The organism is Desulfolutivibrio sp. (genome assembly GCF_036584575.1).
Taxonomy (GTDB): Bacteria; Desulfobacterota; Desulfovibrionia; order Desulfovibrionales; family Desulfovibrionaceae; genus Desulfolutivibrio.
The window spans coordinates 1-11,443 of sequence record NZ_JAZHDB010000207.1; the positions used below are offsets into that span (position 1 = coordinate 1).

14 protein-coding genes are annotated in these 11,443 nt (G+C 66.5%); 6 read left to right on the forward strand and 8 right to left on the reverse strand.

All coding sequences use genetic code 11. The annotated features are described in order from the left end of the window. Window positions 1-34: 34 nt before the first annotated feature. The 5 genes from V3572_RS14925 to V3572_RS14945 all read right to left on the reverse strand — a co-directional run bounded on the left by V3572_RS14925 (window position 35) and on the right by V3572_RS14945 (window position 3,087). Window positions 35-751: a DVU0298 family protein gene (locus V3572_RS14925; RefSeq protein WP_332111817.1), complete on the reverse strand. Its 717-nt coding sequence runs from the start codon at window positions 749-751 to the stop codon at window positions 35-37. A gap of 90 nt (window positions 752-841) precedes the next feature. Continuing rightward, on the reverse strand, window positions 842-1,471 hold the full coding sequence (locus V3572_RS14930) for a tetratricopeptide repeat protein (protein WP_332111818.1): 630 nt from the start codon (window positions 1,469-1,471) through the stop codon (window positions 842-844). Between the two features lie 49 nt (window positions 1,472-1,520). Beyond that, on the reverse strand, window positions 1,521-1,889 hold the full coding sequence (locus V3572_RS14935; protein ID WP_332111819.1) for a hypothetical protein: 369 nt from the start codon (window positions 1,887-1,889) through the stop codon (window positions 1,521-1,523). Window position 1,890: 1 nt separating this feature from the next. Continuing rightward, the gene (locus V3572_RS14940; protein ID WP_332111820.1) at window positions 1,891-2,796 is read right to left on the reverse strand and encodes a YkgJ family cysteine cluster protein; all 906 of its coding nucleotides are present in this window, start codon (window positions 2,794-2,796) and stop codon (window positions 1,891-1,893) included. A gap of 102 nt (window positions 2,797-2,898) precedes the next feature. Further along, the gene (locus tag V3572_RS14945) at window positions 2,899-3,087 is read right to left on the reverse strand and encodes a ferredoxin (RefSeq protein WP_332111821.1); all 189 of its coding nucleotides are present in this window, start codon (window positions 3,085-3,087) and stop codon (window positions 2,899-2,901) included. Window positions 3,088-3,319: 232 nt separating this feature from the next. On the opposite strand from V3572_RS14945, the gene V3572_RS14950 reads away from it, so the two are divergent. Beyond that, complete coding sequence (locus tag V3572_RS14950) at window positions 3,320-3,472, forward strand: FeoB-associated Cys-rich membrane protein (RefSeq protein ID WP_332111822.1); 153 nt, start codon at window positions 3,320-3,322, stop codon at window positions 3,470-3,472. 73 nt (window positions 3,473-3,545) lie between these two features. Here V3572_RS14950 and V3572_RS14955 read toward each other — a convergent pair whose 3' ends face one another. The 3 genes from V3572_RS14955 to V3572_RS14965 all read right to left on the reverse strand — a co-directional run bounded on the left by V3572_RS14955 (window position 3,546) and on the right by V3572_RS14965 (window position 5,682). Continuing rightward, window positions 3,546-4,340, reverse strand: a complete 795-nt coding sequence (locus V3572_RS14955; protein WP_332111823.1) for a nitroreductase family protein — start codon at window positions 4,338-4,340, stop codon at window positions 3,546-3,548. Between the two features lie 24 nt (window positions 4,341-4,364). Next, window positions 4,365-4,802 (reverse strand): thioredoxin TrxC, encoded by a 438-nt coding sequence (gene trxC / locus V3572_RS14960; protein WP_332111824.1) that lies wholly within the window; start codon window positions 4,800-4,802, stop codon window positions 4,365-4,367. Window positions 4,803-4,911: 109 nt separating this feature from the next. Further along, window positions 4,912-5,682, reverse strand: coding sequence for a CBS domain-containing protein (locus V3572_RS14965; RefSeq protein WP_332111825.1), 771 nt, complete (start codon window positions 5,680-5,682; stop codon window positions 4,912-4,914). A gap of 135 nt (window positions 5,683-5,817) precedes the next feature. Here V3572_RS14965 and thrB point away from each other — a divergent pair, with 135 nt between their 5' ends. The 5 genes from thrB to V3572_RS14990 form a co-directional block, all read left to right on the forward strand. After that, on the forward strand, window positions 5,818-6,450 hold the full coding sequence (gene thrB / locus V3572_RS14970; RefSeq protein WP_332111826.1) for a homoserine kinase: 633 nt from the start codon (window positions 5,818-5,820) through the stop codon (window positions 6,448-6,450). Next, window positions 6,447-7,034, forward strand: coding sequence for a hypothetical protein (locus tag V3572_RS14975; RefSeq protein ID WP_332111827.1), 588 nt, complete (start codon window positions 6,447-6,449; stop codon window positions 7,032-7,034). The genes thrB and V3572_RS14975 overlap by 4 nt, the downstream gene beginning before the upstream one ends. Window positions 7,035-7,239: 205 nt before the next feature. Then, a complete protein-coding gene (locus V3572_RS14980; protein WP_332111828.1) occupies window positions 7,240-7,635 on the forward strand; it encodes a hypothetical protein in 396 nt (131 codons plus the stop codon). Window positions 7,636-8,013: 378 nt separating this feature from the next. After that, window positions 8,014-10,464, forward strand: coding sequence for a glycosyltransferase (locus tag V3572_RS14985; RefSeq protein ID WP_332111829.1), 2,451 nt, complete (start codon window positions 8,014-8,016; stop codon window positions 10,462-10,464). 249 nt (window positions 10,465-10,713) lie between these two features. Beyond that, window positions 10,714-11,443 (forward strand): ABC transporter permease (locus V3572_RS14990; RefSeq protein WP_332111830.1); only part of this gene is annotated, 730 nt, incomplete at its 3' end.

The following is an 11,443-nucleotide window of genomic DNA, read 5'->3' on the forward strand; positions in this document are numbered from 1 at the left end:
CCCCCTTTGGAATCCCCGGACGGGGCGGCGGGGGTCATGGGGTGTCCCCCGGAGAAGCCAGGCGCTCGTAGGCCCGATGGGCCAAGTCGGACACGCCGATGGGAAAAAAAGCGCCGTCAAAGAAGAGATCAAAGCGGTATGGGTCGTCGAACAGGGCTTCCAGGGCGGCGAGCATGGCCGGAGTCGATGGCGGGGCCAGACGTTCCAGGGCCAGGGCGCAATATCCCCGGGATTCGGGGTCGCCGTCGCCAAGCCCCGTAACCAGATCGGGCACGGCCGGGACGGCCAGCTCCGGCCGGACCTGGGCCAGCCGGGCCAGCCCCCAATAGGCCCCCCGGCGCAGGGGGGCATGGTCGATGAAGGTGCAGTCCTTGTCCAGGTCGCGGATGTAGGAAGCCAGGATGCGCGAAAACTCCCGGGCCAGGGGTTCGCTACGGGCCAACGTCTCGGCCATGGCCTCGGGCACGCCCCAGCCGACGGCCCCGGATTCTTCGTTTAAAGACCACATGAACCGCCGCACCACGTTGCGGCCGTCCTCCAGCCGGGCCTCGGCCAGCCGGGCCACGCTGCGGCCCAGAGCCGCCACGGCCCGCCAGCGCACCAGGGGCACGGGAGACAACAGGGCCGACAGAAGCGGCCCGATGAGCGCGGCCGCAGGCAGCGGCTCCAGACAGGCCAGGGCCGCGTCCGTGGAGAGGGACGTGGCCAGGGCCGCCAAAACGGTTTCCTTGAGATGGCGCGTGCGCGGCATGGGTCCATCCCTTGGCGTCGCCACGGGACGCACGGCCCCGGGACGCCCGACGACGCGCCGCCGGAAAAAACTCCCGACGGGGAAAAGACGCTAGGCCGAAAGCTTCTCGGCGAGCTCCCGCACCATTCCCGGATGCGGGGTGAATCCCGTCTCCACGGCCTTGTCCAGGCACTCCTTGGCCTGCGCGTACTCGCCGCGCTCCATGTGCACCAGGGCCATGTTGTTGTAGGCCGGGCCGAACTTGGGTTCGATCTCCACGGTCTTTTTGCTGTAGTCCATGCTCATGTCCAGTTCGCCCTGCATGAAATAGGCGCTGGCCAGAGACGACAGGGCCTGGACGAACTTGGGATCCTGGCGGATGGCCTTTTTGAGCGCCGCAATGGCCTTGTCGGCCTCGCCGCGCTGCAGGTGGACAAAGCCCACGTTGGCGTGGGGCACGGCGAAAAGCGGCCGGATCTTGATGGCCCGCTCGTTGTATTCCAGACAGCCGTCCAGATCGCCCTTGTTCATGGCCAGTCCGCCCAGTTGGACAAAGGCCTCGACCAGGGTGGGGGAGCATTCCACGGCGCGCAAGAATTCCGCCTCGGCCTCCACATAGCGGCCCCTGGCCACATAGGCCGAACCCAGGTTGTAGTGGGTCACGCCGCAGCCGTCGTTGTCGCGCAGGCGACCCTGCATCTCGACGATGAATTCGTCGGTGTTTTTGGCTTGAAAATCCATGATCTCGTCCATCCCTGCTGTTTAGAGATTTGGGGCGGCGACGCGTCGCCTAGGGCTTGGGTCCCAGCTTTCCCTCGACCCCTTCCCGGTCCATAAGTTCCTGGTGCCACCGGCAGAACTCATACATGCCCCGGTGCCGCTCGGAGCCGTTCATGACCCCCATGCACAGCTCCCAGGCCCCCCTGGAATATTCCGTGCTGACCTCGCCCTGGCCCCGGGTCTGCAAAAACTCCCGGATAAGTTGCTGAGAGGTGCGCCGGGTGGGATCCTTGCGGATGTCCAGGGGATCGTGAGGTTCGGAAAAGGGATCCCACGCCGCATACCCGATCTTGTCGATGAATTTTTTGCGCCGGGGCGAAATCTTGTCGTAGATGGCCTTTTTGAGCACGTCACGCTCGGCGTCGGTCATCTGTTCCATATCAGCTCCTTATGCCGGAATCGCCCGGCTCGGCGTCTTGATCGCCGGGACCGTCGGAACCGTCGGGACGGTTAGGACCGGCCAGCACCCAGGAGGTGGACCCGCCGCAGGAGGCGCAGGCCGCCGACCCCGGGGCCTCGGCGCAGCCGCTACAGTCGCCGACAGGGGCCTCGGGGGCCAGGCCCAGTCCGGCCGGAGGGGTCTTCTCCTGGGGGACGTCGGCCGTCGCGTCGCCCGCGCCGCCTTCGTCGCCCGTGCCGGGGACACCCAGGTATTCCGGGGTGTATTCGGTCAAAAGGGCCATGGACACGGGCACCAGCATGTCGGCCAAAAGCGGAAACGTGGAGCCGATCCCGGCCGCCAGCTCCCCGGACAGGGCGAACAGCCGATCCTGGAGGATCTCCACCTTCACCGTGGGATAGGCCCCGCCCGGGGTGAAGCCGGACTTGCCGCAGGAATGGGCCTTGCCGCCGATTTCCAGGGGCACGCCGTAGAGGCGGCAGGTCACGGGACGGCAGTCGTAGAGCACGCAACGGTCGTCGTCGCCCAGAAGCGGGCAGCGGATGCGCTCCCGGGCCAGATCGGCCAGGATCGATTCCGTGGACACGCCCTTTTCCCCGGCTTTGACGGCCTTGCGCTTGAGCTTGTAATGGGCCCGGTCGGAGGCGTCCGCCAGATCGAGAATCCGTTCCCGCGCGGGGCCGTTGGGAAAGCGCGCGTTGAAGGCCGCATTGAGGTACAGGGCCTCCACCAGGCTTATGTCGAACAGGGCGTGGCAGCAGTCGCTGCACCCCTCGGCGCAGGTCACGGCCTCGGGGCAGGCCTGCCCCACCTTGGCGAACACGGCGTCCACCTCGCGCAGCAGGGCCTGGTATTTTTCGAAAGAGGGGGCAAAGGTCACGGGCATGAGCTCTCCGGTTCTTTCGCGGCCACGTCGGCGGCCGCAGACGGCGACGGGAGCGTCCGGTATCCCGGCCGCCCCCGCTGTCCGGTCAAATTCGTTGGAAAACTATTGTTCCTCGACGGTGATGGCGTCCTGGTCGCAGACCTCAACGCACGACTCGCATCCGAGGCATTCCTCCATGTTCACGGCCACGGCCTTCCCCTCGCGCAGCTCGTAGACCTCCACCGGGCAGACGTCCACACACTCGCCGTCACCGATACACTTGTCATGATCGACCGTGATCTTGTACCCCATTGCGATCCTCCCCAGCTTCCTGTCGCGCACCCGCGAACATGCTCTCAAAAAGGCCACCCGCATCTTCCGAGTCATCACATCAGACCGGTTGACGACACTATCCGCACGTCTCAAGACCTGTCAAGGGATGCCGTTTTTTCCGCCTCCCCTTGCCATGTCCGGGGATGGTGTTACTTCTTTTCCCGCCGGGCGGCGTCATGGGGTCCGCTCTCCGGGCAAGGAGGATTCAGGCATGTGGGAAAAATTGATCATCGCGGCCATCGTGGTGGCCGCCCTGGCGTACACGATCCGGCGCATGGTGCGCACCAGCAAGTCGCCGTCGTGCGGTTGCGGCTGCTCGTCGTGCGGGGGGTCGCCCGCCGAGAAGGACAAATGCGGCCAATAAGCCGCCTTTCAGCGGAATCACGCCAAGCAAGGCCCCGAACTGCTGTCCGGGGCCTTGTTCGTTTCAGGTCCGTCTACAGGTAGCGCAGCCGCAGGCTCTTACGCGGCGGCAGGCGGAAAAAGCGGTACTTCGGATATCCCGCCATGAGCGCGCCGCAGACCTTATGCCCCGGCGGCAGCCCGATGCGCTCCCGAAGGGGCGGCCAGGTCTCCGCCGCCCGGCGAAACAGCCCGGCCCAGCAGGTTCCGAACCCCAGGGCGTGGGCGGCCAGCTCGAAGTGCGACAAGGCCAGGACGCAGTCCGTGGCCGGGTCGTACCAGCCCGAGGCGTCGGCGTGGGCCACCACCAGATGCGGCGCGCCGCGCAGCATGACCTCCCGCCCGGCGTCGAAGGCCGCCACATATTCCGGCATGATCCCGGCATGGCGCAGGCCCTCGGCCACCATGCCCGCCAACTCCCGCACCACCCGGGAATCCTCCGCCACCAGCCAATGCACGGGCTGCATGTTGATCCCCGACGGGGCGTACCGGGCGGCGTCCAGGGCCTTCTCCAGAAGCTCGCGGGGCACGGGCCGATCCTTCCAGTTGCGGATGGAGCGGCGCGAGGTCACAAAGCCGATGCCCGCCTCGGGAGAAAGGCCAACGCGGCGAGAGGCCGCCGGGGCCGCGTCCGGGGAAAGGCCGTCCAGGCGAAGCGCCCCCTTGGGGCAGGCCGCGAAACAGTGGCCGCAGCGGATGCAGAGCCTCTCGGCGTCCGGCACGGGTACGGGCAGGCCGTCCACCCCTGGCGCAAGCAGTCCCAGGGGACACTCGGCCACGCAGATGCCGTCCCGGGCGCACAGCCCGGGATCGATCACGATGTGCGTCATGACGTGTCGTCCTTTTTTTTCGTGTCAGCCCAGATGCGCCCGGGTCCAGGCCGCCAGGTCCGAGGCGCTCTTGGCCCCCGAGACCCGGGCCGCCTCCCGGCCGCCACGGAAAAGGACCATGGTGGGCACGCCCTGGATATGCAGGCGGTCGGCGATGTCCTGCTCCTCCTGGGTGTCCAGCTTGGCCAGGATGACGGTCCCGAAAAGCGTGGCCGCAGTCTGGTCGAAGGCCGGGGCCATGGCCCGGCACGGGGCGCACCAGGGGGCCCAGAAGTCCACCAGGACCGGCAGGCCGCTTTTGCCGATGACCGCATCGAAATTCGCGGCCGTCAGGGTCACGGGCCGTGGCTCAAGGAGCGCGCCATGGCATTTGCCGCAGGTCGGCCCCTTGGTGACCCGCCCCGCTTCGACGCGGTTGACGGCCAGACAGGCGGGACAGACGGCGTGAAAGGTGTCGGGCATGACGAGGCCTCCGGGGACGTGGAATCCGGGACGCCCGAGGCGCCCCGCGTCCTGGCGGCATGGCTACCTGTTTTCCCGGCGGTTTGAAAGTCCCCCGGGAGGCAGGAACTCAGGCGAAGCCGACGGCCCGGCGGATGATGTCCGAAAAGGTCAGGATGCCTTGGATGCGGCCGGAATCGTCCACCACGGGCGCGTGGCGCAGGCCCTTTTGGCGCAGATGCAGGATGACCTTGTAGACCATGCCGGTCTGGGGCACGCAGGTCACCGGGGACGACAGCAGACCGGCGACCGGGCTGTCCAGGCCGTCCGCCAGGAAAGGGCCTTTGACGGCCAGATCCCACTCGGTGACGATCCCCGTGGGCCGCCCGTCCATAACCGTGAGCATGCAGCCCATGCGGCGTTCCAGCAGGGCCTGGGCCACGGCCCGGGCGGTCATTTCCGGGGGCCCGGCCAGCACGCTCTTGCTCATGATGGTCTGGCAGGTGGTGTTCTCCATCATGTAGTCCAGCCCCAGCGCCGTGGCCAGATCCATGTCCGAGATCACGCCGACCAAAAGCCCGGCCGTGTCGTACACCGCCAGGTGTTTGACGCGCTTTTCCTGAAGGATGCGGCAGGCATGGGGGACGATGCCGCCCACCGCGATGCCCGGCGCAGGGGCCAGCATGGCCCGGGAGGCCGTGGCCTCGGCCGCCGGTATCTCCAGCAGGCATTTGAGCAGCGACCCTTCGGTGATCATTCCGGACACGGCCTCGTTTTCACGCACGAAAACACAGCCCCGGCCTTTGGAGGCCATGGCCTGGGCCACCTCGGCCAAGGACGCCTCCGCCGTGACGTGGACGGGATGTCGGTCGATGATCTCGCTGACGGTTCTGGAAAACATGTCCTGGCTCCTTTGAAAGAGCGCCTAACTGCATGATATCCGCCGCTTTCCCCGGGAAGTCAAGGCGGACGCGGCAAGACGCGCCCGGGCGCGGCTTCCGGGATAGCAAAAACCGCCCCCTGGACAACTTTTATTTTGCCGCCGCTTCATGTACCCTGCCGGGCCATGGGCGACGAGAAAAAACGATTCGATCCGACGCTTCTGCCCCGGGTTCCCCCCTTTGTGGGCACGGTCAGCGACGAACCCTGCGTGAGCCTGGTGGGCATGGCCGGGGCCGGGAAATCCACCCTGGCCCGACTGGTGGCCGGGATGTTGGGCTACGCCCACCTGGACACGGATCGGCTCATCGAGGCCACCTGGGGGATGCCGCTGCAGGCCCTGCTCGACGCCAAGGGGCTCGCCGAATTTTTGCGCATCGAGCAGGACGTGGTGTCCCGGCTGTGGCTGAGGCGGTGCGTGATCGCCACCGGCGGCAGCGTGGTCTACGGGCCCCAGGCCGTGGAGCGCCTCAGGCAGTGCGGGCCTGTCATTTTTCTGCGCATCGACCTGGCCACGTTTCTGGCCCGGGTGGGCGCGGCCGAGGACCGGGGATTCGCCCGGCCCGGCGGCAAGTCCCTGGAAGAGGTCTTCGCCGAACGCCAACCCCTGTACGAGGCCATGGCCGACTACCAGACCGCCGCCTGCGGCATGTCCCCCCAGGACTGCGCCGCAGGCATCGTGGACTGGGTGCGCCCCCGGATCAGCCCTGAAAAAAAGGATACCGCATGACGGGCGCACCCCGCCGGGCGCTTTTTAGCCGCCTCTCGGCCCTGTACCGGCGCATGGACGAGGCCTACGACACGGTGGCCGGACCGCTGGGTTTTTCCTGCGACGGCTGCGCCAGCAACTGTTGCATCAGCCACTTCCAGCACCACACCCGGGCGGAATGGCTCTACCTTTTCGAGGGCCTGGCCGCCCTGCCCGAAGATCGGCGGCAGGACTACCTCACGCGGGCGGCCCGGGCCGTGGACGCAGCCCGCCAGGCCCTGTCCCGGGGGGAGATTCCCCGGGTCATGTGTCCGGTGAACGACGACGGGCGCTGCGGCCTCTACGCCCACCGGCTCATGATCTGCCGATTGCACGGGGTGCCGCATGTGCTCATCGGCCAGGGCGGGGTGCGGGAGTTTCCGGGCTGCGTGCGCTGCGAGTCGCTTCGGGCCGCGTCTCCCGGGGCCGGGCTCATGGACCGCACGGCGCTGTACCGGGAGCTGGCGGCCATCGAGATGGCGCTTTTGGGCAAAAAATGGGGCAGGCTGCCCAAGGTGGACCTGACCCTGGCCGAGATGCTCGTGGCCGGGCCGCCGCGTTTCTAACGCCGTGTTTTTGGGCTGCAAACGCCACTCAATCGCGGCCCGACGGGCCGCAAGGCGAGGCGGGATGAACAGATTGTCCGGGTTTTGGCATGGGGGGCGGGCGCTTTGGGCCCTCCTCGCGGTCGTTTTCTTTGCAGCGGGATGTGCGGAACTGACGGCGCGGCACCTGGATTCGCGCCATTGGAATCCGCAGGCGCCGCAAACCATGGACATGCGCCATTGGCGGTTCGTGTTCGCCTCGGTGCCCACCCGGGAGAGCTACGGGGTCAAGGGTACGGCCTCGCCCCGGGTCGAGACCCTGCCCACATGGGTGGACCGGGTGCAGGAACTGACCCTGACCGCCTATCTGCGCGACGTGGACGGCAACGTGCTGGCCCAGGACGAAAAAACCTATCTGCCCATGAGCCTGGCCGAGGCCCAGGCCGTCTCCTTCGACTTCTTCCTGGCCCCCAAGGCCAAACGCCCGGACACCAGCCTGTCCGTGTCCTTCGGCTACCGGGCGGTGTTCACCTCCACGGCGGCGGTACGGGCCGCTTCCGGCGGCAACCTCCCGTCCCAGTTCGTCTTTTTTGCGGGCGAAGCGGCGCTTATGCGGGAATAGGACGCCCGTCCGCCAAACGTCACCGGATTACATTCCCCCTGTAACACGTCCCGGCCCGGGGGCGTGGTAAATGCCGTCCAGCCCGAGCAACGAGGCAGAGGATGGCGTCCATGACCGTATTTTGGCCCGAAACACCTGTCTTTTCCCACACCGCATGGACGCCCGCCGCCTGCCGCCCCGTCCGCTAGCCGCCCCGGCCGGGGCCGCCTCCCGCCACGGGAAACCCGCCACCATCGCCACCGCCGCCACATTCCGCCGCAGACCGGGGGTCGGCCCGGAATCGGCGCGCTACGGCGTCACAACATCTTTTCCCCGCCTTGTGGCGGGAACGTCTCCTTCCGCTTCGCACCCTCATGTCCGGCAACAAGGGAGAACGGCATGAAAATCGATCTGCACGTGCATTCCAAGCATTCCACGCGGCCTTCCCAGTGGTTTTTGCAAAAGCTCGGCTGCCCGGAAAGCTTCACCGAGCCCAAGCGTCTCTACGACATCGCCAAAGCCCGGGGCATGGACATGGTCACCATCGCCGACCACAACACCATCGGCGGGGCCCTGGAGATCGCCCATCTGCCAGACGCTTTCATCAGCGAGGAGATCACCAGCTATTTTCCCGAGGACCGCTGCAAGATCCACGTCCTGGCCCTGGACATAAACGAGGCCATCCACGCCGACATCCAAAAAGTCCGGGAAAACGTCTTCGAGCTGGTTCCCTATCTGCGCGAGAAGGGCATCGTCCATGTGGCCGCCCACCCCCTCTACGGGGTCAACGACAAGCTCACGGTGGAGCACTTCGAGAAGATGCTGCTCCTGTTCGAGAACTTCGAGATCAACGGCACCCGCGACGCCTTCCAAAACGACATCCTGCGCGCCATCCTGGCCGGGCTCGCCAGCGAGGACATAGAGCGCCTGTCCGTGGCCCACGACCTGGAACCGGCCTTCGAGGCCCCCTGGATCAAACGCCTAACCGGCGGCTCCGACGACCATTCGTCGCTGAACATCGCCTCCATGTACACCGAGGTTCCCGGGGCCGCGAACCTTCCGGAATTTCTCTCGGGGCTTCGCGGCGGCCGGGCCCGGCCCGCCGGACGGCCGTCGCACCCCAAGGCCATGGCCTTAAACCTCTACGCCATCGCCTACCAGTTCTACAAAAGCAAATTCAACTTCTCCAAGTACGTGGATAAAGACCTCTTTCTGAAATTCGTGGACCGCTTCCTGTCCGGCAACCCCGAGGAAAAAACCGGCATGGTCTTCAAGGCCCGGACGTTTTTTTCGGGCATGGGCCGCAACGGCGGGGACGTCAAACCCGGGGCGTCCTTAAACGATCTGTTCCGGGGCAAGGCCTGGGAACTCATCAACGAGGACAAGCGGTTCCATGCCCAGGCCCGGCAGGGCCTTTCCCGGGACGTGTGCCTGGAACAGGAATGGTTCCGGTTCGTCACCCAGGTCTCGGACAAGGTGCTCTCCCACTTCGGAAGCCACTTCCTGGACCAGGTCAGCGGGGCCAATTTCTTCGACATCTTCCAGTGCGTCGGCTCGGCCGGGGCTCTGTACACGGTCCTGGCCCCCTATTTCGTGGCCTACACCGTGTTCACCAAGGACCGGGGATTTTGCCGCCGGGTGGCCGAACGCTTCGGCGCGGGCGTTCCCGACGAGTCCGGGACGGTGCGGGAGCAGGGCCATGGCGGCGCACGACGCCCCCGCCGGGCCAGGATGGCCCATTTCACGGACACCCTGTCCGAGGTCAACGGCGTGGCCCTGACGCTGCGCATGCACCTGGACATGGCCGGCAAGCACGGCAAACACCTGACCATCGTCACCTGCGGCCAGGAGGGCGACCTGCCGGGCGAGGGGGTCATGAACTTCAAGGCCGTGGGCGAATACCGCCTGGAGGAATACCCCACCCAGAAGTTCTCCTCTCCGCCGTTTCTGGAGATGCTCGAATACGTCTACGAGCAAGGCTTCACCCTGTTGCACTCGGCCACCCCGGGCCCGGTGGGGCTGGCCGCCCTGGTCATCGCCCGGATACTCAAGCTCCCCATCCACGCCACCTACCACACGGCCATCCCGCAGTACGCGCGCCTGCTCACCGGCGACGACGCCATGGAAGAGCTCATGTGGCGCTACGTGGTGTGGTATTACAACCAGATGGATGCGGTGTTCGTGCCCTCGGCCAGCACAGGGGAGGAACTGAAAGAACACGGCGTGGCCCCGGAGAAAATCCGCACCTACCCGCGCGGGGTGGATGTGGAGCGCTTCCATCCGGCCAAGCGCAACGGATTTTTCGCCAAGCGCGGCGTTGCTGGCGGCGTCACCCTGCTCTATGTAGGCCGCATCTCCCGGGAAAAAAACCTGCATCACCTGGCCGACGCCTTCCGGGCCATGTCGGCCGGGCAGGCGGACGTGAACCTGGTGGTGGTGGGCGACGGCCCCTACCTGGAGGAGATGCGCCGGTCCCTGGCGGACACCCGCAGCCTGTTCACCGGCTGCCTGGACGGCGAAGACCTGGCCGGGGCCTACGCCTCAAGCGACCTGTTCGTCTTTCCCTCGAGCACGGACACCTTCGGCAACGTGGTTCTGGAGGCCCAGGCGTCGGGGCTGCCCGTGGTGGTCTCGGACCAGGGCGGGCCGTGCGAAAACGTGATTCCGGGCATCACCGGGGTGATCGTGCCGGACATGGACGCCCGGGGCCTGGAAAACGCCCTGCGCGCCCTGGTGGCCGACCCGGATCGGCTGCGCCGGATGGGCGAGGCGGCCCGGGCCAGCATGGAGGGACGGTCCTTCGATGCGGCGTTTCTGGGGGCCTGGGATCTGTACAAGGCGGCCTCCTAGAAGGGACGGCGCTTTGGATAACCATCTTGAATTGTATCTTGTATGAAAAGATGCTGTCGTCTTTTTTCATGGAGACAGTGGCCTGGGATCTGTACAAGACGAACTTCCAGGGCCTCGGCCCATCTTTCCCGCCTGCGCCAGGGGAGCCGTCCGGACACGGCGGCTCCCCTTTACCAGTCCCCCTGCTCCGTGCCATAGGACGGGCCATGTCGGCGCAGGCAGCCCTGCCCGCGCCGCAAAGGCCGGACCATGACCAACCGTATCGCCCTGCGAAACCTCCTGCACGACCGCATCCGCCTGGCGGTGACCTTAACCGGCGTCGTCTTCGCCGTGGTGCTCATCGCCGTGCAGGGCGGGCTCTTCGTGGGCTTCACCACGGCCACCTCCTGCGTCATCGAGAACACCGAGGCCGACGTGTGGGTGGCCTCCAGGGGCGTGCGCAACTTCGACGTCACCCACCCTTTGCGCGAGCGCAAATACCATCAGGTGCTCTCCGTCCCCGGCGTGGCCCGGGCCGAGAAGTTCATCGTGCAGTTCGCCAACTGGAAAAAACCCAGCGGCGGCATGGAGAGCGTGGAGGTGGTGGGCTTTGACCTCCAGTCCGGGCTGGGAAAACCCTGGGCCATGGTCCAGGGCTCCATCGCGGCCCTTGAGGTGCGCGACACGGTGATCATCGACGAACTCTACCTGCAAAAGCTCGGGATCACCGGCATCGGGGAGTCAGCCGAGATCAGCGAACGCCGGGCCCGGGTGGTGGGCCTGACCCGGGGCATCCGGTCGTTCACCACCTCGCCCTACGTCTTCACCTCCTTCCAAAACGCCCTCAACTTCACCCATTTAAAGGCCGATCAGCTGACCTACGTGCTCATCCTGGCCGAGCCCGGGGTGGACCCAAAAGAGCTCCGGGCGGCCATCGCCGCGCAGGTCAGCGACGTGGACGTGTTCACCCGGGAGGAATTCGCCCAAAAGACCCAGTGGT

What these genes read in the sequence shown, in the direction of transcription:
- V3572_RS14925 (WP_332111817.1), bottom strand. Translation starts at nt 751, where the DNA reads ATGCCGCGCACGCGCCATCTCAAGGAAACCGTTTTGGCGGCCCTGGCC.
- V3572_RS14930 (WP_332111818.1), bottom strand. Translation starts at nt 1,471, where the DNA reads ATGGATTTTCAAGCCAAAAACACCGACGAATTCATCGTCGAGATGCAG.
- V3572_RS14935 (WP_332111819.1), bottom strand. Translation starts at nt 1,889, where the DNA reads ATGGAACAGATGACCGACGCCGAGCGTGACGTGCTCAAAAAGGCCATC.
- V3572_RS14940 (WP_332111820.1), bottom strand. Translation starts at nt 2,796, where the DNA reads ATGCCCGTGACCTTTGCCCCCTCTTTCGAAAAATACCAGGCCCTGCTG.
- V3572_RS14945 (WP_332111821.1), bottom strand. Translation starts at nt 3,087, where the DNA reads ATGGGGTACAAGATCACGGTCGATCATGACAAGTGTATCGGTGACGGC.
- V3572_RS14950 (WP_332111822.1), top strand. Translation starts at nt 3,320, where the DNA reads ATGTGGGAAAAATTGATCATCGCGGCCATCGTGGTGGCCGCCCTGGCG.
- V3572_RS14955 (WP_332111823.1), bottom strand. Translation starts at nt 4,340, where the DNA reads ATGACGCACATCGTGATCGATCCCGGGCTGTGCGCCCGGGACGGCATC.
- trxC (WP_332111824.1), bottom strand. Translation starts at nt 4,802, where the DNA reads ATGCCCGACACCTTTCACGCCGTCTGTCCCGCCTGTCTGGCCGTCAAC.
- V3572_RS14965 (WP_332111825.1), bottom strand. Translation starts at nt 5,682, where the DNA reads ATGTTTTCCAGAACCGTCAGCGAGATCATCGACCGACATCCCGTCCAC.
- V3572_RS14975 (WP_332111827.1), top strand. Translation starts at nt 6,447, where the DNA reads ATGACGGGCGCACCCCGCCGGGCGCTTTTTAGCCGCCTCTCGGCCCTG.
- V3572_RS14980 (WP_332111828.1), top strand. Translation starts at nt 7,240, where the DNA reads ATGGACATGCGCCATTGGCGGTTCGTGTTCGCCTCGGTGCCCACCCGG.
- V3572_RS14985 (WP_332111829.1), top strand. Translation starts at nt 8,014, where the DNA reads ATGAAAATCGATCTGCACGTGCATTCCAAGCATTCCACGCGGCCTTCC.